The organism is Saccharicrinis aurantiacus, assembly GCF_001660705.2.
Classification (GTDB): Bacteria; Bacteroidota; Bacteroidia; order Bacteroidales; family Marinilabiliaceae; genus Saccharicrinis; species Saccharicrinis aurantiacus.
Genome location: NZ_LYBV02000032.1, coordinates 130,774 through 156,163, shown reverse-complemented (window position 1 = coordinate 156,163; position 25,390 = coordinate 130,774). Strand labels below are relative to the sequence as shown.

Annotated in this window: 22 protein-coding genes; 6 read left to right on the top strand and 16 right to left on the bottom strand. The window is 34.3% G+C overall.

Features of this window, described 5'->3' with window-relative positions; translation table 11 throughout:
• Nucleotides 1-27: 27 nt before the first annotated feature.
• The 4 genes from trpS to porW form a co-directional block, all read right to left on the bottom strand.
• Complete coding sequence (gene trpS / locus A8B35_RS16025) at nt 28-1,017, bottom strand: tryptophan--tRNA ligase (RefSeq protein ID WP_068474118.1); 990 nt, start codon at nt 1,015-1,017, stop codon at nt 28-30.
• A 102-nt stretch (nt 1,018-1,119) separates the two neighbouring features.
• Complete coding sequence (tsaE, locus tag A8B35_RS16020) at nt 1,120-1,545, bottom strand: tRNA (adenosine(37)-N6)-threonylcarbamoyltransferase complex ATPase subunit type 1 TsaE (RefSeq protein ID WP_068474116.1); 426 nt, start codon at nt 1,543-1,545, stop codon at nt 1,120-1,122.
• A 2-nt stretch (nt 1,546-1,547) separates the two neighbouring features.
• Complete coding sequence (gene porX, locus A8B35_RS16015; RefSeq protein WP_068474114.1) at nt 1,548-3,113, bottom strand: T9SS response regulator signal transducer PorX; 1,566 nt, start codon at nt 3,111-3,113, stop codon at nt 1,548-1,550.
• Nucleotides 3,114-3,125: 12 nt separating this feature from the next.
• Nucleotides 3,126-6,596 carry a type IX secretion system periplasmic lipoprotein PorW/SprE gene (gene porW, locus A8B35_RS16010; protein ID WP_139314916.1) on the bottom strand — a complete coding sequence of 1,157 codons (3,471 nt, stop codon included), beginning with the start codon at nt 6,594-6,596 and terminating at the stop codon, nt 3,126-3,128.
• A gap of 258 nt (nt 6,597-6,854) precedes the next feature.
• On the opposite strand from porW, the gene A8B35_RS16005 reads away from it, so the two are divergent.
• Nucleotides 6,855-8,192, top strand: coding sequence for a sigma-54-dependent transcriptional regulator (locus A8B35_RS16005; RefSeq protein ID WP_068474108.1), 1,338 nt, complete (start codon nt 6,855-6,857; stop codon nt 8,190-8,192).
• A gap of 6 nt (nt 8,193-8,198) precedes the next feature.
• Here the strand turns inward: A8B35_RS16005 and A8B35_RS16000 are convergent, their stop codons facing one another.
• The 7 genes from A8B35_RS16000 to A8B35_RS15970 form a co-directional block, all read right to left on the bottom strand.
• A complete protein-coding gene (locus A8B35_RS16000) occupies nt 8,199-8,435 on the bottom strand; it encodes a NifU family protein (RefSeq protein ID WP_068474107.1) in 237 nt (78 codons plus the stop codon).
• 54 nt (nt 8,436-8,489) lie between these two features.
• Nucleotides 8,490-9,599 (bottom strand): Mrp/NBP35 family ATP-binding protein, encoded by a 1,110-nt coding sequence (locus tag A8B35_RS15995; RefSeq protein WP_068474105.1) that lies wholly within the window; start codon nt 9,597-9,599, stop codon nt 8,490-8,492.
• Nucleotides 9,600-9,698: 99 nt separating this feature from the next.
• A complete protein-coding gene (locus A8B35_RS15990; protein WP_068474103.1) occupies nt 9,699-10,037 on the bottom strand; it encodes an MGMT family protein in 339 nt (112 codons plus the stop codon).
• 11 nt (nt 10,038-10,048) lie between these two features.
• On the bottom strand, nt 10,049-10,804 hold the full coding sequence (gene trmB, locus A8B35_RS15985) for a tRNA (guanosine(46)-N7)-methyltransferase TrmB (protein WP_068474101.1): 756 nt from the start codon (nt 10,802-10,804) through the stop codon (nt 10,049-10,051).
• 31 nt (nt 10,805-10,835) lie between these two features.
• Entirely contained in the window at nt 10,836-11,309 is a 474-nt protein-coding gene (locus tag A8B35_RS15980) for a gliding motility lipoprotein GldH (RefSeq protein ID WP_068474098.1), read from the bottom strand.
• The gene (locus A8B35_RS15975) at nt 11,293-12,621 is read right to left on the bottom strand and encodes a PSP1 domain-containing protein (RefSeq protein ID WP_083634486.1); all 1,329 of its coding nucleotides are present in this window, start codon (nt 12,619-12,621) and stop codon (nt 11,293-11,295) included. The genes A8B35_RS15980 and A8B35_RS15975 overlap by 17 nt, the downstream gene beginning before the upstream one ends.
• A gap of 72 nt (nt 12,622-12,693) precedes the next feature.
• Nucleotides 12,694-13,836: a DNA polymerase III subunit gene (locus A8B35_RS15970; protein WP_068474096.1), complete on the bottom strand. Its 1,143-nt coding sequence runs from the start codon at nt 13,834-13,836 to the stop codon at nt 12,694-12,696.
• 114 nt (nt 13,837-13,950) lie between these two features.
• Here A8B35_RS15970 and A8B35_RS15965 point away from each other — a divergent pair, with 114 nt between their 5' ends.
• The 3 genes from A8B35_RS15965 to A8B35_RS15955 all read left to right on the top strand — a co-directional run bounded on the left by A8B35_RS15965 (nt 13,951) and on the right by A8B35_RS15955 (nt 16,301).
• Nucleotides 13,951-14,730, top strand: coding sequence for a radical SAM protein (locus A8B35_RS15965; protein WP_068474094.1), 780 nt, complete (start codon nt 13,951-13,953; stop codon nt 14,728-14,730).
• Between the two features lie 64 nt (nt 14,731-14,794).
• Nucleotides 14,795-15,751, top strand: coding sequence for a glycosyltransferase (locus A8B35_RS15960; protein WP_068474091.1), 957 nt, complete (start codon nt 14,795-14,797; stop codon nt 15,749-15,751).
• 112 nt (nt 15,752-15,863) lie between these two features.
• On the top strand, nt 15,864-16,301 hold the full coding sequence (locus tag A8B35_RS15955; protein ID WP_068474089.1) for a hypothetical protein: 438 nt from the start codon (nt 15,864-15,866) through the stop codon (nt 16,299-16,301).
• Nucleotides 16,302-16,306: 5 nt separating this feature from the next.
• Here the strand turns inward: A8B35_RS15955 and A8B35_RS15950 are convergent, their stop codons facing one another.
• Together A8B35_RS15950 and A8B35_RS15945 are read right to left on the bottom strand one after the other, a co-directional pair.
• Complete coding sequence (locus tag A8B35_RS15950; RefSeq protein ID WP_068474087.1) at nt 16,307-16,774, bottom strand: DUF4268 domain-containing protein; 468 nt, start codon at nt 16,772-16,774, stop codon at nt 16,307-16,309.
• 74 nt (nt 16,775-16,848) lie between these two features.
• Nucleotides 16,849-18,075, bottom strand: a complete 1,227-nt coding sequence (locus A8B35_RS15945) for a hypothetical protein (protein ID WP_068474084.1) — start codon at nt 18,073-18,075, stop codon at nt 16,849-16,851.
• Between the two features lie 306 nt (nt 18,076-18,381).
• Here A8B35_RS15945 and ccsA point away from each other — a divergent pair, with 306 nt between their 5' ends.
• On the top strand, nt 18,382-21,441 hold the full coding sequence (gene ccsA, locus A8B35_RS15940) for a cytochrome c biogenesis protein (protein WP_068474082.1): 3,060 nt from the start codon (nt 18,382-18,384) through the stop codon (nt 21,439-21,441).
• 62 nt (nt 21,442-21,503) lie between these two features.
• Here the strand turns inward: ccsA and A8B35_RS23395 are convergent, their stop codons facing one another.
• A complete protein-coding gene (locus tag A8B35_RS23395) occupies nt 21,504-21,662 on the bottom strand; it encodes a hypothetical protein (protein ID WP_171973223.1) in 159 nt (52 codons plus the stop codon).
• Nucleotides 21,663-21,820: 158 nt separating this feature from the next.
• On the opposite strand from A8B35_RS23395, the gene A8B35_RS15935 reads away from it, so the two are divergent.
• Nucleotides 21,821-22,813: a helix-turn-helix transcriptional regulator gene (locus A8B35_RS15935; RefSeq protein WP_068474080.1), complete on the top strand. Its 993-nt coding sequence runs from the start codon at nt 21,821-21,823 to the stop codon at nt 22,811-22,813.
• Nucleotides 22,814-22,852: 39 nt separating this feature from the next.
• Here the strand turns inward: A8B35_RS15935 and A8B35_RS15930 are convergent, their stop codons facing one another.
• Both A8B35_RS15930 and A8B35_RS15925 read right to left on the bottom strand, forming a co-directional pair.
• Entirely contained in the window at nt 22,853-24,214 is a 1,362-nt protein-coding gene (locus tag A8B35_RS15930) for a TolC family protein (protein WP_083634485.1), read from the bottom strand.
• A 43-nt stretch (nt 24,215-24,257) separates the two neighbouring features.
• Nucleotides 24,258-25,340 carry an efflux RND transporter periplasmic adaptor subunit gene (locus A8B35_RS15925; RefSeq protein ID WP_068474078.1) on the bottom strand — a complete coding sequence of 361 codons (1,083 nt, stop codon included), beginning with the start codon at nt 25,338-25,340 and terminating at the stop codon, nt 24,258-24,260.
• Between the last annotated feature and the right edge of the window lie 50 nt (nt 25,341-25,390).

Genomic DNA, 25,390 nt, shown 5'->3' with positions numbered 1-25,390 from the left:
ATACCTATCCACAATGAAGAATTTATTCTAGAATTGTTTAATTCCAATAATGCTTCTAACATCTTTTAATGTCTTTTGAGCACTTTCTCTGGCCTTATCTCTACCCATCGCTACTACTTTGCTTAAGTAAGCTTCATCTGCCTTGATTGCCTCAATTTTCTCACGTATTGGTGCATTGAATTTAATGATATCCTCAGCCAACTGCTTTTTCATATCGCCATAGCGTATTTCACACGAAGCATATTTATCTCTGAAGTACTGTACAGTATCTGGAGTAGAAACTACCTCCATCAGCGTTATTAAATTTTGAACAGGTTCAGTTAAAGGGGAATTCATTTCAGTAGGACCACTATCAGTAACGGCACGCATTACCTTTTTTTGGATTGCTTTAGCTTCATCAGCCAAGTAAATACCATTTCCCTCTGATTTACCCATTTTACCACTTCCATCTAATCCTGGAATTTTAACTAAAGCTTCGCCATAATTAAATGATTGAGGAATGGTAAAATAATCTGTTTTATAAATATGATTAAAACGACCTGCAAACTTGCGTGTCATTTCAAGGTTTTGCTCTTGATCTTTACCTACTGGCACCTTATCTGCATTGTGCATAATAATGTCAGAAGCCATTAAAACAGGGTAAGTTAATAAGCCCGCATTTACATTCTCAGGTTGTTGACGGGCTTTATCTTTAAAAGAAGTAGTTCGCTCTAACTCGCCTAAGTATGCGTTCATGCTCATTAATAAACTCAGCTCAGCAACCTCGGGTACATCACTCTGTATATAGATTGTTGATTTTTCAGGATCTAAACCACAAGCCAAATATTCAGCCAATACCTGACGTACATTATTATGCAAATTTTCAGGTGTTGGATGCGTAGTTAACGAATGATAATCTGCTATGAAAAAATAACAGTTATACTCCTCTTGCATGCGCAAGAAATTTTTAACGGCACCAAAATAATTTCCTAAGTGTAAGTTTCCTGTGGGACGAATTCCACTAACTACTTTTTGCATAATATGTCTGTTTATCTGATTCTAATTTATTGAGAGCACAAAAATCGCATTTTTTTCTGAAACGTAGCTTCAGCAAATAGAATATTTTATGCCCTTTTTTGTTTATAGTTGCTCTGTAACTGTAATTTGACGTGTAAAATCGTCGTTAACTAGTATTTTTACATCGTATCTATCCGGAGGTAATAAAGTATCTATTTTTTCTGGCCACTCGATAAAGCAATAAGAGTCGGAGTAGAAATAATCTTCACATCCCATGTCTAATGCCTCTTCTTGTTCTTTGATTCTATAAAAATCGAAGTGATATACATTGTCGCCTGCCTCAGTATCGTACTCGTTTACTATGGAAAATGTTGGACTATTCACCACATCAATCACCTTTAGTTGCTGGCATAAAGCGGTTATAAAAGTAGTTTTACCAGCTCCCATTGAACCGTAAAAACAAAATACAGCAGGTTTATTGTATTTGTTTAAAAACTGTGCGGCTACTTCATCAATAGTTTCTATCGATTGAATAGTAAATGTTTGCATAATTAATTATTCTTTGGAGATATAACAGCATAAGGAATAAGCATCTCTTCCATTGAAACACCACCATGCTGAAAGGTATCTTTATAATAACTTACGTAATGATTATAATTATTTGGATAGGCAAAAAAGTCATCGTTACACGTAAATACATAACTTGTAGATACATTTGATTTTGGTAACATCACCTCTTCTGGTTTTGTTATTTCAAACACCTCTTTTGCCTTGTAGTCTAAATTTTTTCCTTGTTTGTAGCGCAAATTTAAGCTGATATTTTTATCTCCAACAACTTTTACTGGATTTTTCACTCTAATGGTTCCGTGGTCAGTGGTTATAATCACTTTTACATTTTCGTCTTCTAGCTTATCTAATAATAACTTCATTACGGAATGCGAAAACCATGATTTTGAAAGAGATCGATAGGCAGACTCATCACTTGCTAGTTCTTTAATCATTTTACTTTCAGTACGAGCATGTGAAAGCATATCAACAAAGTTGAAAACAACTACAGAAAGATCATTAGTGATCATTTTATTATAATTATCGAGTAACTCTTTCCCTGAATCGGTATTTGTTACTTTGTGATAATAATGACTATATGATTTTCTGAATCTGTCAAAGAAGGTTTTTACCAACTCATCTTCAAACTGATTTTTGCTGCCTTCTTCATTTTCATCTAACCAATATTGCGGATACAATTGTTTTATTTGAGCAGGCATAAGGCCCGAAAACAAACTATTGCGCGCATATTGTGTAGCTGTTGGAAGAATACTACTGTAGATTTCTTCGCTATCAACTCGGTAACTTTCCGAGATATTTTGACGGATTGTAACCCATTGGTCATATCTGAAGTTGTCAATTACTAACATTACTACCTTCTCACCATTTTCGAGCATAGGCAGCACCTTAGACTTCATAAGTTGGTGCGACATGAGAGGAGCGTCATCATCTGTGCCTTTAATCCAATCGTGATAATTCTTTTTTACAAATTTGGTAAAAGCATGGTTGGCTTCAGTTTTCTGCATTTTGAGCACCTCATCCATCTCGCCTTTGGTTTCTTCAAGTTCAATTTCCCAATTTACAAGTTGTTTGTATACATCAGACCAATCGTTAAAGTTATACGATTCGTTAATCTTTAACCCAATTTTACCAAATTCACTTTGATAACTATGTGTTGTTTTTTCAGCAACTAATCTACGCTGATCAACATGTTTTTTTATGGTTAATAGTATTTGAGTTGGGTTAACTGGTTTTATTAAGTAATCAGCAATTCTGCTACCAATTGCCTGATCCATAATATCCTCTTCTTCGCTTTTGGTAATCATTACCACAGGAACTGTTGGCAATATATTTTTCAGCTGGTTTAATACCTCTAGGCCACTTAATCCGGGCATGTTTTCATCTAAAAAAACAATGTCAAATTGAATTTCTTCAACCATATCCAAGGCGTCTTGTCCGTTGGTGGCTGTATCAACATCAAATCCCTTTTCCTTCAAATAAAAGATATGCGATTTTAATAGTTCTATTTCATCATCAACCCATAAAATGCGCACGTTTTTAGCTTCAACCATATCTATTATTTTTTAGTAGTTCGATTTGTAAAATTGTTGGTATTCTTCAATAGATTCTTTGTTCTTGATATTATTTAAATTGATATCGGTAATCGACCACAAATAATGCTCCACTCTCCTGATATCGCGCATTAAAAAGTCGTTTAAATTCACCTTTTGTATATAATCTTCTGCTAACTTACTATTTGTAAAGCCTGCTATTTTTACAAAAAAGTAAGAGCCTGCTATTTCTCCTGATGTAACAGTATATTCCGTTCCAAAAGTTGTTTTGGTATAGTTAGTAAATACCGTTGATAATCGTGTGGTATTAATACGACCTTTTTTAAACAACACGTATGCGTTATGCGCACCTTCACCTACAACAAAGGTTTCTGGAGCAGCTTCAGCTATTGGACTTTCTGTTTCTACCACCTTATTAACGGTATCCTCAGTTGTTGATTCTGGTGCTACAGTGTTTTCAGCAGGCTTATTTGTTTCTTCGATAGCAACTGGAGGAGCAATAACTTCCGTTTCTTTTTGTGGCTCTTTTTGTACTTCAGTTGTTACGTCAGAAGCTTTTGCTTCTTCTTTTATTGCATTATTATTGTACTGTATTGTATTATTCGTCTCATTGTTGTTAGTAGAAATATTCTCCTCTTTATTTATTGGAGCAACTACTTTTTCTTCTACATCTTTAGTTGGAGCTTCTTCTTCATCAGTTGAAATAAGTTCTTCAACTTCCTCAGAAGAGTAGTTTTTGAACGATTCAGCACTTAAATAATTTTCTTCAAAAAATCTGTTATATGCCCCTTGATCTCCAGAAGAAATCATATACTCTAAGTTAGCTTGAGTAATTACATATAAGTTGTACCTGCTTAAATCTGGCACATCAAAAACTTGCTCACGTTCACGTAAGGAGTAGAAATAATCTTGCGCCTCAAGTCTGTTTTTGAAACCTGCAACTTCAAGTATTGGCGTTCCATCCGGTAATTTCTTAGCCAACATTTCATAATCGTTCAGCAAAAATTTAGAGAAATTGTAATCTGCCAAGTTAAAACGCAGCCTATTTATATCAGCTTCAGGATTAATTATTATTACCAAACTATGAACTGCTTTATCCGACCTGTTATACGATGAAGGAATTTCGATACCTTTGGAGTCGCCTAAACTATTTCTTCGATCTTCTTCAAGTTGTTCATTCCTTTTATCTATCAAATTAGATTGAACAGGGCCAACTACAGGAACTCTACCTTTTTCGTATTCGGCAAGCAGCTCTTTGGCCATAGGCACAGGTTCACTTTCAGGATAATCATTAATAATCCTTTTTAAGTCGCCCTCAAACTCCGTTAAAACTCCTGTTTTAGCATTGGATAAGGCTGATAGTAGAATGAATTTAGGTAACAATTCACTTTTCTCATCAATTATAAATGCTTGTTTTTCATTTTTCAGAGGCGTTACAAAATCGTTAAATAAATATCGATTATACGCATTCTGATACAGTGTTTCAATTTCTTTTTCTCGGGCTTCTCTTTTCTCAAAGAACAATGGATCATTTAAGAAAGCCGTAAACTCACCATCAGGATACCTTAGCATTAGCTGTGCTTTAGTTTGTGCCATACCTTGCGAATCATCTTGTTTTTGATAACACAAATAAAGGTTCATTAATGCATCTTCGGTATAGGTGCTACTGCCGAATCGCCTAATTAACTCATTAAAAGCATCTATTGCAAAAGGAAGGTTCTCAAGGTCGTCTTTATATATTAAACCCTCAGAAAGCAATGCTTCTTCTATTTTTTTATCAGATGCAATAATAGCCTCTTCAGTTAATGGCAATCCTCGCAAATAGCTATCTCTGCTTTTTAAATCGGTAACTTCGTCGCCACCACTAGCAGAAATGATAGAATCGTTTGCTAATTCTCCCCATGGATCATCATCATTAAAATCAGCTTCTGGATCGGCCATTGGATCTTCAATCACTACTTCCTTATTTGCTCTTCGCCAGTTATCCTCTAATTTGCGTCGTCCCCATCGTTTTTCAAACTCCATTTTACCCATTGAAATGGAATTCTGATTGTAGAAATACCATTTACCTCCTTCGGATGGATTTGATGAACTCATATTATTATCAAAGAAGAAATCTCCGTTATCAAACTCTTCTTGTTGTTTCTTCAATGCTTCTTCTCTTGCAATTTCATCTTCAATTAACTGATCGATATAAGCCAAGCGATCTAAAGAGTCCATTTTAGCAATGCGTTGGATGCTATCTTCATGAGCTATAATATCTAAATTAGTTACAAGTTCAGATAAAGTCTCGTTGAGTTCGGATAACTCTTCGTACCTCGGAAAGTCTTTATTTAGATTTAGCATGGCAGAATCTAAATTATAATAAGCTGTACGGTAAATTGGTTTATTGTACTCTATTTTGGCAAGTTCATAAAACGATAATCCCTTTTGGTGTGTATTATCGATGCTTGATTGGATAGATAAAACAAAGTTATCGGTGGCTATTTGCTCTTGCTGCTCTGCTAAGTAGGCTTTTCCTAATGCGTAATAGATTTGGTCGGTATAATCTTGATTTCTTTTATCGCGCAGCAATTTTTTCACTTCTTTTAAAACAGCTGCAAATCCTTCTTCCTCAAAAACTACACTTACTCTATTCACTTTTGCATTAAATGCCAATTCGTAAGGTGGATTAGATTGGATTACTTTTTTATAGGCAGCACTCGCCTCAGCATACATATTCTGATCGTGATAAAGTTGCGCTAAGATAAAGTTAAAGCGTGTGCGATAATACTTACCAGTAATGCTTTCAGCCGCTGTTTTCATAAATGGAATGGCTGACGCAACATCTCCTTGTCGCAGGTAATAATCGGCATAAATAGCCGAAAAGAAACCGTATAATTTATAGGGAGCTTTGCCTTCTAAATCATAAACATCTAAAATAATTTTTGCTGTTGCATAGTCACCAATTTCGATATAGGAGCGTGCCATATAAAGTTGCGCTTCATACCACTCTGGCCCTATTCTGAATTCTCTAAACATATATGAGAAACTTTGCTGCGCCACATAAAATTCATGTTTCATGAAATGTGCTTTCCCAATCATTAAATAGGCATTGTCTACCCATTTGTTAAATTCATTCTGGCTTATAAAGTTTTTATATTGTTGAGAATCGTTATCCTTTTTCTTTGGCTTTTTACGTATGGAGTGCTTCTTAATTAGTTTAACACCTTTTTCAATAGATCTATCCATATTAGAAGATGCTACACTAGCCGCTTCTTTTTTAGAATCGGGAAATACTGTAAGGATTTGCGTGTAATCATCCTGATTCGATTTTTGAATGGATTTTACACCTTCTTTCATGCTTTCTTTCCCATTAAAATATACATTATAATGAGCTGTCATGTTATGATAGTTTCTACTAAGCCAGGTGTTCTTTTTTGTAGAACATCCGATTAATAGAATAACGATAGGTATATAAATGAAGAGTTTTTTAATGGTCATTTTTATTTCTTAAAAAGGCTTTCCCCATAATAAAACAGGCATTCTGTAAAATTATTATCTGAACAGCTCTAATTTTTGAATGCTTGGCTAAAACATTTTATATATTTATGCAATAACTAGCAAACAAATATATTTGAATTAACAGTGTAATGAAACATTCATCTTTGGTTTTTATTACCTTTTATCAAACATATTTAATGATTTTACCTAATTATTGAACTTTACTTAGGTTTAGCTCTCTTTTAATGGCTCTTTACTATGAAAATTAATGTTGTTGAAGACGATAAAGTATACAACAAATTGATCGAACGTTCTATCGCTGAAGTTGAAGATGTTGAGATTATTCCATTCTTTAATGGCGAAAGCTTTTTAAATCAGTTAACGGAAGATACAGATATAGTTACCCTCGATCTTGGTTTACCCGATTATTCGGGACTCGAAATTTTAAAACGTATTAAAAAATTTAATGCGAACATTGATGTTATTATTATTTCGGGAGAAGATAGTGTTTCGGGGGCCGTACAATTACTAAAGGAGGGTGCGTATGATTATATTATTAAAGATGATAATATAAAGGATAGATTACACAATTCGATTCATAATATTATTAATAAAAAGTCTCTGCTTAATGAGATTTCTTTACTTAAGAATGAAATTTCTAAGAAATATAGTTTTGGAACTGCCATATTAGGAGATAGCCCTTCAATGAAAAATGTATTGGCACTTATTGAGAAGGCCATAAAAGTTCCGAATATTAATATATCAATTTATGGCGAGTCAGGAACAGGGAAAGAGCTTGCTGCCAAAACGATTCATTATAATTCATCGCGTAAGAACGCACCATTTGTAACTCTTAATATGAGTGCAATCCCCAAGGAGTATGTTGAAGAGGAACTATTTGGGTCGAGTAATGAAAATAAATTGGGCAAATTTGCAGATGCTGAGAAAGGAACCATTTTTATTGATGAAATTGGTGAAATGGATTTAAATCTGCAGGCTAAACTGTTGCGCGTTATTCAGGAAGGAGAGATTAAGAAGAGTGGGAGTAGGAAAGGGACTAAGGTTAATTGTAGAATTATTGTTGCAACCAATAAAAATTTATTAGACGAAATAAGTGCAGGTAATTTTAGGGAAGATTTGTATTATCGTTTGCTCGGATTACCAATTTATATACCCTCGCTAAAAGAACGAAAACACGATATAATATTATTAGGTCAACATTTTTTAGATGTTTTTTGCTCCAATAATAGCTTAGAGAAAAAAACATTTACAATTGGGGCTAAGCAAAAATTAATGAGTTATGCATACCCTGGTAATGTGCGCGAGTTAAAAGCAATTGTAGAATTAAGTGCTGTAATGGCGGCTGATGGTAAAGTAGATGAAGAGGATGTTATGCTAACCTCTTCAAATGCTAAACTTGATTTGTTGGCCGAAAAGATGACATTGAAAGAATATACCGAGAGAATTATTAGGCACTTTTTAAAAGAAAATAATAACAATGTATTAAAAGTGGCACAAATTCTCGATATCGGTAAATCAACCATCTACAATATGAAAAAGCGAGATCAGAAAGATAAAGATTTCAATATGGATTAAAAATATCTATTCAACCTCAATTGCTTCTACTGATTTAACCTGTGGTAAAACCTTTTTTACTACCTGTTCTACGCCATTCTTCATGGTTTGATAACTCATCGGGCAATCTACGCAAGCGCCTTTCAGTTGCACTTTAACCACTAAATCATCAGTTATTTCTACCAATTCAATATCACCGCCATCGGCTTTTAAATATGGTCTAATTTCGTCTAGGGCTTTTTCAACTAAATCTGTATATTCCATACTAAAATATTAATTGCTCTTCTCTACATTAAAGTAGAGGAGAATATTATAAATTTATTTTATTTGTGTTTCAACAACCTGTGTTGGAGGTAAGGTTGAGTTACGTTCTTCAATAGCTGCCACTACTTTATTAGCTAAGTCTGTAAATGCAATACCCGTAGCCGTATTTTCATCAAGAGCAGCAGGTTCACCACCATCGCCTCCTTCTCGTATACTTTGGACTATTGGAATTTGACTTAATAATGGTACCTCTAATTCTTCGGCAAGTTTTTTACCCCCATCTTTACCAAAAATATAATATTTATTCTCCGGTAGTTCAGCAGGTGTAAACCAAGCCATGTTTTCAACTAGTCCTAGTATTGGTACGTTTATACTTTTACTTTTAAACATACTAACTCCTTTAATTGCATCAGCTAAGGCTACATCCTGTGGTGTTGTAACTATAACAGCTCCATTAATTGAAAGTGTTTGCACTAATGTTAAGTGTATATCACTTGTACCCGGAGGAAGATCTAAGAGTAAATAATCAAGCTCGCCCCAATTACATTCTGAAATTAATTGACGTAGTGCATTGGTTGCCATTGCACCTCTCCATACAGTAGCATCATTAGGGTTTACAAAATATCCGATGGATAACATCTTAACCCCATATTGTTCTACTGGAATAATGATGTCTTTTCCGTTAACCTTATCCAATAATGGACGCTCTTGCTCTGTTTTAAACATCTTAGGTACCGAAGGACCAAAAATATCAGCATCAAATAAACCTACTTTGTATCCTGCTTTTGCAAGTGCAACTGCTAAGTTTGAAGTAACGGTTGATTTACCAACACCACCTTTACCAGATGCCACTGCAATTACATTTTTAACCTGAGGTAATAGTTTTGTAGCTTTTGGTTTAGGCTTTGGTTTAATCTTAACATAAATGTTCCCTTCAATTTGAACACCATCACCAATATATGTTTCAATAGCCTGAACACATGCCTTCTTTATTGAAGGAATCATTGGGTCATTTGGTCTATCAAATAGTAAACTAAATGTTATTCTTTTTCCATCAATTTTAATATCGTCTTCAACCATTTCTAGCTCAACGATAGTTTTGCCTTTTCCTGGATGCTTTACATGCTTTAAGGCATCCAATACTAATTGAGGATAAAAACTCATCTTATATTTATTTAAATTTATTAAAAATAAGGACAAATATACGATTCATCTATTAACAACAACTGCTCAGTTGCATAAAATATCTTGTAAATAAATATATTATCGAATTTCGCCCAAGGAAATTGGGTCCCAAAATAGTTCAGAAAAGCGAACTACTTTATCATTTTGTACTTCTATGCCTTCTTCTTCAAGGAGCTCTTGCATACGTGTTTCAGAGCTAAAGGCATTTTTACCACTTAGTAAACCATTACGGTTTAAAACTCTATGAGCAGGCACAAATTCAATTTCCATGCCTGACTTCTTTAGAGCCCAGCCAACCATTCGACTGGACTTTGCTACCCCAAGGCTTTTTGCAATGGCACCATAACTTGTTACTCTGCCTTTCGGGATTTTACGAGTTATTTTTAATACATCATCAACAAAGTTTGTAGGAAGCATATATGTGAATTCTACTTTTTTTCGTCTGGCATTTTGGCGCCTCTATTGTAACTGCGGTACTCATCATATTCAATCTCAATATCAGGTTCAGTAAGATCAACTCCATGAGGTATCTTAAAACGCAAGTATTTTATTGGAATACCTTGTTCGTAAAACTGTGATTCGTAATAGGTTTTTATGGATAATACCTTATCAACAATTTCACTATTATATAAATTGTCGGTATTTACTTCTGTTGGTAGTTTATTTTCGCTTACCAAAGCATCAGTGTAGGTATATAAAAAGTTACTATCTGTTTTAAGATGTAACAATCCATCCGTTTTTAATATATTCCTATAGAAATCAAGAAATCTAGTTGAGGTTAATCGTTTTCTAGTTTTCTTCATTTGAGGATCTGGAAAAGTAATCCAAATTTCATCAATTTCACCTTCTGCAAAAAAAGAAGTAATCAATTCAATTTTGGCTCTAATAAAGGCAACGTTGTTCATTTCTTTGTTTAAAGCTTGAGTAGCGCCAGTATAGATACGAGCACCTTTAATATCCATTCCAATAAAGTTTTTATCAGGATATAATTCGCCTAAACCAACTGTATATTCACCTTTCCCGCAACCTAATTCTAATACAATAGGGTTATCGTTTTTAAAAAACTCTTTACTCCATTTTCCCTTCATGTGAAAATCTTCACGATTTGGCTCATCGAAAGTTGCCTGAAAAACATGAGGGTAAGTTTCTAACTTCGCAAACTTAAATAATTTATTCTTTCCCACTTCTCTAATTATCAACTAACTAAGGTTAGTTTTATTCTACTTCTATTATTTTTAATCCGATGGAGTTTAACCCCATAATATTTTCATCGCGCATTCCCTGTGCAATACGGTATGTATATACGCCTTTCTCGGGAAACCGAATGTTCAGTTTATAGGGTTGAACAGAGATGTAATCATCACTAAACCATTGCTTATTTCCATACATTTCACCATCAACAGCCGATAAATAACAACTAACAGTATCGCGTTGAATATGACCAGATGGAGCTATTGCATCAATAAAAAACCAAATGTTATTATAGGCATAATCCATATTAACATTGGGCTGTAAAAGCAAGTGATAATCCCTGTTAAGCTCAGTAACTTCACTTTTAAATACAGCTACTGAATCTTTATGCCAACCCGTATCGCTAATATTGATGTTAGTTTCGTATACAACCTTTGGGCCACAAGAAACTAGGGCAAACACAAATATGATAAGCCAATAATTATTTTGCTGATTCATCACTTGGTTTATTGTTCTTAGGTGCTGAATTATTAGGCCTGTTTGGTCTATTGTTACTCCTAGTATTCGGCCTTTTATTTCTGTTACTCGATCTGTTATTAGGTTTTCCGCCTTCTCTTTTGTTTTGAGTTGGCTTATCACCTTTTGGTTTATCAGATTGCGATCGTTCACCTTGTTGCTTGTTAGCATTAGGGTTATTACCTCCAGGTTTACGTCTTTTCTTGTTTGCATTTCTCGATTTAGATGGACGTTTCTTTTTAGGTTCATCAAATCTTGAAATACTATCTTCACCAACTACGTTTTCGTAATCGAGCGTTTTAATTTCTCTTTTGGTAACTACACGCTCGTCAACCAACTGATCAACTTTTTTACCGCGTTTATTTAATCGGATTACTTCTTTAATACGACTTACCGGCATTTCAACAAGGTTAGCAGGTACCATCCTATCTGAAGAATACCACATAACTCCCTTGAAAATGTCTGTTTTAAAATGGTAATAAGTACCATCTACAGTTTCTAACGGAATGTTAATACGAGGGAAATCTTTTTGAGCATCAATATATGCATCCAACTCAAAGTTTAAGCAACATTTAAGTTTGCCACATTGCCCTGCGAGTTTTTGAGGGTTTAAAGATATCTCTTGATAGCGAGCAGCATTTGTTGTTACAGATACAAAATTGGTAATCCAAGAAGAGCAACATAATTCACGACCACATGGGCCAATACCTCCAATGCGCCCAGCCTCTTGACGGGCTCCAATTTGACGCATCTCAATTCTTACCTTGAATCTATCTGCAAGTACTTTAATCAGTTGACGAAAATCAACACGTTCATCAGCAATGTAGTAGAAAATAGCTTTTGTTCTATCTCCTTGGTATTCTACATCACCAATTTTCATATTTAAGTTTAGATCAAGAGCAATTTTTCTACTCTCAATCATTGTTTCATGCTCTAACCCTTTTGCCTCTTCCCATTTTTCAACATCAACAGGTTTAGCATGACGATATAATCGTTTGAACTCGTAACTATGAAGCGATAATTTATTCTTTTTCATTTGAAGAACAGCAATCTCACCCGTACACGATACTTTACCAATATCGTGCCCTGGAGAGGCTTCAACAGCAACTACATCACCTTTTTTAAGGCGCAAACCATTGCTGTTTTTAAAATAACTTTTACGTGTATTTTTAAACTGAACTTCTACTATATCTGAAACATTGCAGCCTTCTGGTATATCTGCCAACCAATCGAAGACATTTAGTTTTTCACTCCTACTGCTACAAGTACTACACTTAGATTGTACTTCTTCCATTACTAATGTTTTTAAAGGCTTTCGCCTGAATATATATTAATTAGTAACATTTGCATGTTACTTTTACGTGCTCTATACTTCAACCCCTGCTTTTATTGAGATGATTAGTTTTAGACCTAAATCAAACAATACAATTTTACTATTTCCATTTTGCCCGATGTGCGAATCTGCTAAAGAAAAATCTTCAGCAATTATCATAGCATTTACATCGTTAATAAATGGAGAGAACTTTTGCGAGAAAGCCATTTGTTCAGGGGTGAGGTAAACAATTTCTTGACGCTTAAAGTTCATTATGTAATTTTCTCGGATAAGGGCAATTGCGTAATTTAAGAAATTTCGTTGTAATTCTCGAGGTAAGCGACTCACTTCCTCAACCCATTTCATAAGCTCGCCAACTTTGCGCGCATAACTTAAACGCATAACTCGTATAAATAAGTCAAGGAACAACTGGTTATCCTCACTCATTTTAATTTGCTCCATGGCATCAATAATACTGCCATTAGCAACTTTGGTAATTCCCTTAGCTTCAGCTGAAGGTAAGCCTTTGTTTGAGGTTAAGAAACGTTCCACCTCTTCGTCTGATAAGCGTGGTATTTTTAATTGTTGGGTGCGCGAAAGGATTGTTGAAATCATTTGATCGGGCTGGTTAGATACCATTATAAAAACAGTATTGCCCAATGGTTCCTCTAATATTTTCAGTAGCTTATTTGAGGTAGCCTCATTCATTTTTTCAGGCATCCAAATAATCATCACCTTATACTTTCCTTCAAAAGTTTTAAGGCTTAACTTTTTTATTATTTCCGTGCTTTCAGATGCAAATATGGCTCCTTGTTTATTTTCGCCTTCTTTTCTTATTTTATTTAGCCAAGTACCCAACGCAAAATAAGGAGTTTCGTTAAGTAACTCTCTCCACTGAGTTAAGTATCCTGAACTTACGGGATTCTTATCGCTATTGCTTTTGATAACAGGAAAAACAAAATGTAAATCGGGATGCACATACTTTGTGTATTTTATGCACGAGCTACAAGTGCCGCAGGAGTCGTTTTCTTTTGGGTTTAGACAATTGATATATTGAGCAAATGCAAGAGCTATGGCTAACTTCCCATTTCCTTCGGCACCAGAAAACAATAAAGAGTGACTCACTCTGTTTTCTTTTACCATCCGCACTAAGCTTTGTTTTATATTGTGTTGCCCTACTACTTGCTCAAATAACATTCTTGAAAATCACATGTGTTTACAATTTTTCAAAGATAGCAAAAACCATTATATATCCTTGTTCGCCTAAAATAACTAAATTTGCGCTTTCTGCATCTAGTAAATTAATTTAGAATGGGTACTTTTTTGTTTAGTGAAATTATTTTTGGTCCAATCAAAAGTCGAAGGCTTGGAATCTCCTTAGGGGTAAATTTATTACCTACAGATAAAAAGGTGTGTACATTTGATTGTATTTATTGCGAGTGCGGTTTTAACCCCAAAGATCATTCGTTAAAAACAAAACTGCCAAGTAGAAAAGAGGTAGCTACAGCTCTAAAATCAAAATTAGAATTTATGTTATCAAAAGGCGAGAAGCCTGATGTAATTACTTTTGCAGGTAATGGAGAGCCTACTATACATCCTGAGTTTGCCGATATTATAGATGATACTATTGCTTTGCGCGATGAATTTTGCGAAGAGGCACGAGTTGCGGTTCTTTCTAATGCTACGGTTCTGCACAAACCAGCAGTTGTAGTTGCACTATCAAAAATTGAGGATAATATACTTAAGTTAGATGGTGGGTTAATTGAGGTTATTAAAATATTAGATCAACCCAATAAAACTTTTTCATTAGAAAAGGTAGTTGATCAAATGGTTAGTTTTAGAGGGAATTTAATTATCCAAACCATGTTTGTGAAAGGCGAATTTAATGGAGTTGATGTGGATAACACAACAGAAGAAAATGTTGATGCCTGGCTGAAGCTACTTTCTAAAATAAAGCCTAAAAGTGTAATGTTATATTCCATTGATAGGGATACTCCCGCTAAAGGACTAATAAAAGTAGGCAAGGATGAAATGGATAAAATTGCTGAGCGAGTAAATCTTTTGGGCATTCAAACACAGGTGTCGGGTTAATTTGGCGGTTCAAGGCACATATTTAGTTTGTCCTCTAAATTGGGGGTTGGGTCATGCCACTCGGATGATACCAATAATTCATCGACTTTTAAAAGATAATAATAAAGTTATTATTGGTGGAGATGGTGAAGCACTTCAAATTCTAAGACAAGAGTTTTCCGAATTGGCATGGGTAAATATTCCTGACCTGCAATTAAATTTAAGAAGAGGTTTCAATGTTCGAACACTTTTTATTATAGCCACTTCAGTTATAAAGAATAGTATTAAGGAGCATGTATTTTTAAAATCCTTAATTAAAGAGTTAAATATTGATGTAATAATTTCAGACAATAGATATGGTTTATGGAATAGCAATATCAAATCAATATTTGTTACGCATCAGTTGATGCTAAAGTTGCCAAAGCCATTTAAAATATTTGAAGGCATCGTTTATCTACTTGTAAAAAAGGCAATTTCGAAATTTGATGAATGTTGGGTGCCAGATACTGCTACTGTAGATAATTTGTCGGGAGATTTGAGTCATAAGTACCCTCTACCTTCTAATACGAAGTTTATTGGACCACTCAGTAGGTTTACCGAAACTAAAGGAAGAGCAGTTGCTAGGGCATATGATTGCGTAGTTGTTTTATCGGGTCTGGAGCCTCAACGAACTTATTTGCAGAATGAGATTATCAGTGCATTGTCGCAAGGTGTACTAACTTGTTTAGTTGTTGAGGGAAGGCCTAGTGTGAATTGTGATAACATAACTGTAGGAACTAATATCGAGATTGTTCCCCACCTAGAAACAGGAGTGCTTAAAACTCATTTATTAAATGCTAAATTGATTATTTGTAGATCGGGTTACTCAAGTATTATGGATTTAAATGCATTGGATAAGAAGGCGATCATCATTCCTACAATTGGTCAAACGGAGCAGGAGTATTTGGCTGTTCATTTAAAGCAGAAACACTTTTGTACTTCAATAAAAGATCTGAGAGAAACTATTACAATAACGGTAAGTAGAATATTAGCAAGGGGTTAAAAATGAAAAATTATTTTTTTTAACTTTTTCTTAAAATTTACATAACCATTTGTGTTAAAATGCAGTATTACGTAGTATACAATAACAACACTACTTTAATTTGTATGCACAAATGCCATATATTATAATTGCTTTAATCATAGGACTAATAGGTGCTATTGCATTTTTCTACAATCCAATAATTAAGTTAATATCGGAGAAAAAGGCTAGGCCATTTATTGATAATGAAATTTTCTCAGAAGGAGAATTTACTCGCCAAGAAGTATTAAAAAGTATACATCAAATTACAAACCATAAATATTACGATGAGAATGTTCTGGATTACTTTTATAAGATTAAGGGTAATCAAATCATTAACATGAAGAAACCAGTTGATTTTTGGGTGCGAACCTATTTGTCAAGTCCAACAAAAATAAAACTCAGTTACTTTGAGCAAATTGATTTCTACAAATTATTCTTAAATGAATACAGTGCTTTTAACGATAGTTTTAACTGTGTTGATGCCAATAAGGATAAGGAGATGAAAGAGGAAGGATTATTAGTAAGTTAAGCTAATTATTGACCTAGCTCATCATACTTTAAAAAGTCTTGAACCTCGGCAAATGCTTTTTCCATCTTCACCATCTTTTCTATCATAAAAGGGAATATCTGAGGCCACTGTTCAGATACTAAATAATCTCCCTCCATTTGAACGTAAACTCGACAAACTTCTTCTCCATACTTTTTCTCACAAGCAAAATCCCAGATTAGAGGTTCTCCAAACGCATTTTCGAAAAGACGTTTTGTTGCTTCTAATTTTTCGTATAAGTTAAGTCGCTTTTGCTCGTTTTTATGATTTATTTCTAGGGCAACTATTATTAGCTTTCGTCCTACTTCAAAACGTAAGTCTACTCCTTTTACCCCTGTTTTTTCACCTACCCAAACTTTAACTCGGCCACGCTGACCGGGTAGCCTACGAGTTCTATTTCCTAGTTTCTTCCAAAACTCAAGCTTTAATTCTTTCTCTTCGTCTTTTGAAAACATGTAGCTATTATTTATAAATGATAAAACTTAAAAATTAGTAAAAGGAATAGGTTTGAGGTGCTAAACTACTTTTGTTAAAAATGGTAGCGCATACCTAAAGTAATTCTGTTGTTATGCACATCTGATAAATTAGTTGGTCTTGAGTATTTATCGTAGTCCGATGCAATATCATTATTGTAAGCAGCAACACTGTAAAGCCACTCTAAGCCAACTTGCATTTTACCAGAATACCAAACCACACGAGGCGCCACCATATAGGTATAGCCCATATCTGCAGCACGCGTATATCCATCAGCCTTAACCGATTCGGTTGTTGTTCCTAGGTTATTTGTTACACCTCCAAAAACTCCAAATTTTACAACTTTCCCGTTGGTTGAAACATCGCCCCAGTAGGCTGAGGTCATAATTGGAGTATATTCACCTTCTATCGCAACTCCATCCTTTGCTTTTTGAGCAAGACCACCAATCATAGTTAAGTGAGTCATGCTACCTCCGTAAATGGCTTCAGCTTTAACGGTTATTTTATCAAAAATATATTTAGCAGACACGTTAAATTCAGGACAATAAACTACGTCGCTTTCATGTACGTAACTTTCTGAGTCAAGCGTAGGAGAATAGGGTAGTTGTGGTTTTACTCCTGCAGTAGCAGCAAGCAATAAATTATTTGTTTTGTGTTTAAGTTGAACTATTGTTTCAGGGATATTAGTCATTTGTGGTTGATCAGCAGGTCCAACACTACTAAAATCACCATGCATTAGCATAACGAAGGCAACTGAGGTATGCTCTGCAATATTTTGAGTAAACCTAACTTGAGAAGCCCTTGATAAGGGGTGAATAGGAGCTCCTACCACGAAGTTAACCGTTTGAGGGAAATTCTCAGGAATGAAAAAAGGATGCCAATACTTACCTAGTATTAGGTTTTGGTTATCCCAATCAAGCTTTACAAAAGCATGCCTAAGTCTCACCGAAAAGTCAGTACTTCCTTTGCCAGCAAAATCTACTTCAAACACGCCCGAAGTTTTTGCACCAAAAGCATCAGGACCGGCAATTTTAACTCCAAACCTACTAATAGCTGCTTTAAAATCTAAATTGCCATTGGCATTTATGTCATTTCCATTAATATCGTATTCAGGTCTTTTAGGATACAAGTATACATGGCCCGATCGAGATGTAACGCTTTCTCTGGTATCAGCCATAATATCTAAAGCCACAAAACCGTATGGTGTTACTTTAACTTTCTTTTCTTGTGCTTGAACTAAAACTGCATTTATAAGTAGCAATAGTGTTACTGCCTTTTTCATGTTAATGTTATTTATTGATAGAGTTATCCGCTTATTATTTAGCTAGTATAAATGCTAAATTTGAGCCGACAAAAGTACTATAAGCTATGGTTATAGCCTAATTTTTTGCATATACATTACAATAAAAATGGCATCCTAGTAGGATATTTTATTGGTTTGAATAATATTTCAGACAGCGTTATTAAAATATTTCATTTATATTAAACGCGCAGTAGCAAAGTAATTGTCTAAAACTCGCAGTATTTCAGAACTAACTCTGCTTGTTGCTGTTTTTATTTTCGTATCAAAATATAATAATTCACTATAATGAAAAGAATATTAGCATTACTTTCTTCTCCCATACTAATGGGTACTCTGTTGTTATTACTTGCTGCCTCTATGGGTATTGCTACGTTTGTAGAAAATGATTTTGGTACCAATGCTGCCAAGGCCCTTTATTATAATGCCTGGTGGTTTGAAGGAATTTTCCTGCTTTTAGGAATAAACATGTTCCTGAATTTATTAAAACCCCACCTTTGGAAAAAAGAGAAATTAGCAATTGTTCTTTTTCACTTTTCGTTTGTATTAATTGTTGTAGGTGCTGCTTTAACCCGATTTATTGGTTTTGAAGGTATGATGCACATCCGAGAAGGACAAACAAGTAATATTTTCCTTTCATCGGATACATTTATAAACGGAGAAGTTACTTCAGGATCTGAGACTGAAGAATTCGAGGGTCATGTATTTATGTCCTTAAAAAGTAAAGATCATTTTAGCGAAAGCCTTAAAGTAGATGGTCATAAAGTTAGTATTAAGAGTGTTGATTATATTCCGAATGCCGAGTTAGTGCCCGTTGAGGATGAAAACGGTGTACCAATGATTTCGTTAGTTGTATCGACAGGTAATGGTAGAAATAATCTTAATCTTACTAAAGGAGAGGGTACTATTGTTGGTGGTTACACTATAGGGTTTGAATATGATGGTGAAAGTGATTTTAATATCTATATAGAGGATGATGTATTATATTTTTCTTCTCCACATTCTGTGTTTAGTACCAATATGGCTACTAAAGAACGAACAGATATTGATATGGATAAGCAACAGGTATTCTATCAAAGTGTGTTGTTAGGTTTTGAAGATTTGTTTATTATCCAAACTGGTTTTTTTGAGAAAGCTTCCTTTAAAGCAGTGCCATCTCAAAATAAAAATGCCCCTCTTCAGGCAGTAGCCTTAGATATAACTGTTGATAATAGAACGGATAGAATTTATCTGACAGGTAGTAAGGATGAAATAGGAGAGTATTCTTCAAAAACAATAAATGGCGTAAATGTAAAAGTGAGGTATGGAGCTAAATTGTTAGAAACACCGTTTACTATAAAACTAAATGAGTTTCAGCTCGAACGCTATCCAGGTTCAGATAGTCCTTCTTCTTTTGCTAGTGAGGTTACCTTAATAGATAATGAGAAGAATGTGACAAAGGATTTTAGAATTTTTATGAACAACATCCTAAATTATAGAGGTTATCGCTTTTATCAATCATCCTATGATACTGATGAAAAGGGAACTGTATTATCTGTAAATAACGATTTGTGGGGAACAACTGTTACTTACATTGGCTATGCACTCTTAGCTTTATTTATGATTTTGTCATTATTCTCTTCAAAAAGTAGATTTCAATTTTTATTGAAACAAATTACAGAGCTCAGTAAAGAAAAGAAAGCTTTAATGATTATAGGCATATTCTTAATAGGAGGTAATATTGTAGCGCAGGATATTAAGGATGTTATTGTTGTTGATAAAGAGCAAGCGCAAAAATTTGGAGAACTTTGGGTTCAAGATAATGGAGGAAGAATAAAACCGATGAATACAATGTCGGGAGAGATCCTCAGAAAGTTAGTAAAGCATAATAGTTATAAAGGTTATAGTGCCGATCAGGTGGCATTGAGTATGTTGATTGTACCTGAGAAATGGGCTCATATTCCTTTAATTACTGTAAAAGAAGATCCAGTAAGAGATATAGTTGGTAATGTTGGTAAAAAAGCTTCGTTTGCACAGTTTTTTGATGAATCAGGGACTTATAAGTTAAGTGAGATGATCAATGAAGCTTATAGAACGAGGCCAGCTTACAGAAATAAACTTCAGAATGAGTTAATTAAAATTGATGAACAAGTTAATGTATTCTATTTGGCTCAATCCGGAACTTTATTAAGAATTTTTCCTGATGGAGAAGATGTTGGTATTCCTTGGATCACACCATTAACCACCGCTAGTGAAGAATCACTTGGAGAGAAAGCTTCAGCCATTAAAGTATATTATTACTACATCAATGCCTTAAAAAATAAAGATACCGAAGAAGCTGATAAACTTATTAGTGCATTGGCTACTTATCAATCTAATAAAGCAAGCTCCATTTTATCTTCAGATAGAATGAAACATCTTGAGATATTCTATAATAAGAGTAATATATTCTTGATGTTAGCCCCTTTTATCTTTATAATCGGACTCATTCTTTTATTACTGCAACTTGTGTTTTTATTCTTACCAAACAATACTCCCAAAGCAATTAATATTACAGGGATGTATTTAATATTGATTTGCTTTATTGTTTACACAGCTGGCTTAGCCATGAGGTGGTATATCTCAGGGCATGCACCATGGAGTAACGGATATGAATCTATGTTATATATAGGTTGGTCCATTTTATTGGCAGGTATTGTTTTTACAAAGCAAAGTCCGATGGTTTTATCCGTAGGGAGTTTCTTTTCGGGTATCGTTCTTTTTGTGGCTCACCTAAGTTGGATGAATCCTGAGATTACGAATCTTGTTCCCGTGCTAAAATCGTATTGGTTAACGATACATGTGGCAATAATTGTGGGTAGTTACGGGTTTCTAAGTTTAGCATCATTAATGTCATTAGTTGCCCTATTGTTAATGGGATTACAGAAGGCCAAAGGTGATGGTAAAGTGAAAATAGCCATAAAAGAATTAAGTTATGTAAGTGAGCTAGGATTAACCATTGGCTTATATACTTTAACTATCGGAGCCTTCCTAGGAGGTGTTTGGGCAAACGAATCGTGGGGAAGATACTGGGGTTGGGACCCTAAAGAAACATGGTCAATGGTTACAATACTTATTTATGCATTTGTATTGCATATGCGGATGATACCAGGCGTAAAGAATTTATTGTGGTATAATGTGGCTGCAGTTATAGGTTTCTTTTCGGTAGTTATGACTTATTTAGGTGTAAATTATTACTTGGCAGGAATGCACTCCTATGCAAAAGGAGATCCGGTGCCTATACCAAGTGCTATATATTATATGGTAATAACCGTTTTTGTAGTTGTTATATTTGCAATAATAAATCAAAGGAAGCTGAAACAACTTTAAACAAAAAAGTCCTGAAGAAATCAATTCTTCAGGACTTTTTTATTGCTAGTAACTACTATCAATTAGTTGAATGGAGTTGGAACAGGTGCAATTGGGTTTTCTGGAGACTCCTCAATTGGTAAATTAACCGGCTCTTGTGCATCATCATCTTTGTTACATGATGTAAAACCTAATCCTAATAATAGTAAACTTGCTGCAAATAATGTTTTTAAAGCTTTCATCTTATTAATTTTAATTGTGTATTAATTTTAACAATACAAATATAGGGCGTACTAGTAGTGTTGGTCTAATCCAAATGGCTCATCTACTAATCCTTTTAGCTCAATTGGCATAATTATTGGCATATAACAATTGAAGGTTGATTATAAAATATTGCAAGATGAGTGATAAGGAGTTACATATTAAGGTACAAGAAGGACCGGGTGTAAATTACATTAAAGCACTGCATGATGTTTTAGGTGGTGAGTTTAGTGTTGATTCATATAAACTTGAGAACGGTGATAGTAGTATAATGCTTCAAAGTGTCGAAGTTATTGATGGTATGGAGTTGCTTTTAACTGATGCTAGGTATAATAAACATGTTGTAATTGAAAGAATTGCTGATGGTGAATCAGATTATATTCATATTAGCTTTTTTAAAAAAGGGCAGGTTCCTCATACAGATTTGGATAGAAGGCTGTTAATTGAAGCAGATACCCTTTTAGGGGCTTATGTGCATAATGGTTTATTTCCTTTTGTAACAGAGTTCCCGGCAAATATGAAAGTAAAAACAATTACTTATAAGCTAACGAAGGGTGCTTTTTTAAATTTATTACCTGAGGCTGATCATTTATATAAATCTTTATTTGGAACGCAAGATCCTGTAGCATATCACATGCCACTTTCTACGCAGGTTGAACGATTAACAGATGATATTTTTTACTTTAATGAACAGGACTATGGGCGTGTTGCATTTATCAAGGCAAGAGCGATTGAGGCTTTTTGTGTATTTATCATGAATGCAGAGCAACATTTAATTGAAGGTGGGCTTAAAGGACTGCATAAAGAAGATTATTCAAAGCTTCTTTTAATAAAAGAAAAGTTATTATCGAGCTTTAATCAAAAGATAACAATACAAGGATTATCAGAGGAGTTTGGTGTTAGTGTGTCAAAATTAAAGCGTGACTTTAAAACACTTTTTGATTGTTCTATATATCAGTTTTATACTCATGCTAAAATGGATGAGGCATATCGACTATTAAAAACAGGAAATTTAAATATCACCCAGGTTGGATTTGAGTTGGGATACACTAATATGTCTAAATTTACAGAGATGTTTAAAAAGGTAAAAGGAATTTTACCCAATGAGGTTGTTAAGCTTGGTGTTATTTAGCTTGGCAGGATTTAATCCTGCCAAGCTAATTAATTTCAATTATAGTTCTATTGGGATACCGTTATAAAAATCTAAGATTTTTGTTCGTAATACGTATTCGTATTTAGATTGCAATAAATTAGATTGGGCTCGAGTATAGTCTGTTTTTGCAACATTGTAATCTACCGAGTTTACCATTCCTACATTAAACCTTTGTTCTGTATATTTAAACGATTCTTTAAATGATTCAACAGCTTCTAAACTCGATAAATATTTATTGTACGATGCAAGAGCATCCACATAAGCTTGTTGTATTTCCTTAATTAGAGTGAGTTTTTGTATCTGCAATTGATATTTAGCATCCATTACTCTAATTTCAGCGTTAGAAATGTTCGTTCTTGTTTGTAAACGACCAAATATGGGAATATTAAGTTGCGCACCAATGTATATATTTCTCGAACTTTCTAATTGATCAAGAAAGTCGCGATTTACATTATTAGGATCGTCAAGAAGCCAAGAAGCGCGAGAATCCATTCCCATGCCAACTCCAAGCGTAGGCTGTAGTCCCCCTTTTGTAATTTTCAAATCATACTCGGTACTTGTAACTGAGTATTCTGCACTTTTAATTTCAGGCATATTCTCAACAGCTCTGTCGTAAATAATATTGGGCAGTTGTTCTGCAAACTCAGTTGCCATTTCAGGCATATCAGGAGTTGTTATGTCAAAATTAACAGGTCGCTCAATGTCTAATAACTGAGCTAATGTGAGTAATGATATGGTAAGTTCGTTCTTTTGTTGAGTTACAACAAGCGCTTCTTTAGCAGCCTGCGATTTAATTTCAAGTAAGTTACCTTTCGCAACACTTCCTGCTTTTACAAGGTTGTTTGTTCTTTCAACTTGTAGTTCTGTTGTTTCATATTGCTTTTCAGCTACGTTTAATAATTCCTTATTTAAAATTATCTGTAGAAACTGAGCTGTTATTTGTAGAGAGATATCATTCTTAATTTTATTAGTAGTTTCTGTGGCGCTCAATAAGTCATATTCACTTTTTTTAATGCTGTTATTAATGGCTAATCCCTGATAAATTGGGATGTTACTACTTAAACTAGGACTCACATAGCTGTTATTAGCATCAATGTTTTGTCCTTCTTGCTGAATCCAGGTAAGACCAAAGTTGTAGCCTCCACTCAATCTTGCGTTTAAATCAGGAAGCCTATTGAGTTTGTTCTGCTTTAGTTCATTTTTCTGAACATCAACATTGAGCATTTGGCGTTTCACCGTAAGGTTATTTTCAAATGAATGCTCAATGCAGCGTTGTAAGCTCCATGTGTTTGAATCAATTGCTAAACTATCTTGAGCAGGGCAATAACCAAAAAGTGTAAATGTAATTATAATTGAAATGAGTATTTTCATTTTATTCATAGCGAAAATATCTTTATACTAGATTATGTATTTAGGTTAGTGATTAGCTTTTTGGGATCTTAATTTCATCACCTTCGTTGATACCTGAAAGGATTTCTATTTTGATACCATCAGACAGACCTGTTTCAATGAATTTCTTTTCAAATACTTGTTCTCCTGTTTTAACATCAACAAACGCAGAATCATTACTAAATGTGATAAGTTTCTCCTTTAGCACAAGTACACTATCTCTTTTGTCAAGAACAATATCGGCAGTAGCACTGTATCCGGCTCTAATAAACTGGCCTTCTTTTAAACTAACTGCAGCTTTAATCTCAAACTGAATAGCTCCATTTTCTTCAACGCCTTTAGGGGCGATAAACTCTAAATTGGCATGATATTTTTCTTTGTCAATGGCTCCTATTGAAAGTAACAGATCCATTCCTTCTTCAATTTTACCAACCTCAGTTTCATCCACTTTGCCTTCAAAAACCATTTCGTTCATGTCGGCTAAAAAAGCTACTGTTGTTCCATCGTTAAACGTATTACTCTTTATAACCGAATTCCCTACTTTTACAGGTACGTCGAGCACCATTCCTTCAATTGTAGCTTTAATAATAGTGTTTGTTTGATTACCCATTTTTTTGGTAACACCCATTTTAATTAACTGAAGATTGTTGTCAGCAGCCTCAACATCTTCTTTGGCATTTTCATATCGTGTTTGCTCATCTAAAAATTCAGATTGGGCAATAACCCCGTTGTTGTATAATTCTGTCTTGCGCTTGTATTCAACTTCAGCATTCTTATAATTAATCTTCGCTTTTTTAAGTTGTGTTTCAGCGTTGTTAACTTGAACCATTTCTGGTATGATTTGTATTTTTGCTATTAAGTCGCCTTTTTTAACTTCATCACCTGGTTCAACATATATATCAGTAATAATTCCAGATTCCTGAGGTTTAATTTCAATTTCTTGTCTTGGAACAACGGAGCCTGTGGCAACAGTTTTCATAATAACGTTATCCAATCCAGCCGCTTCAGTTTCGTAAACTATTGGATCTTTTTTTGTTTGGTTATATAAGTAATACACTACCCATCCAAAAATGGCTAATATTAATAGACCACCTAAAATTTTAAAAGCTTTTTTCATTTTCACTATTATTAGTTCAATACCTAGAGTTATTTGTAATGTATTGAAGG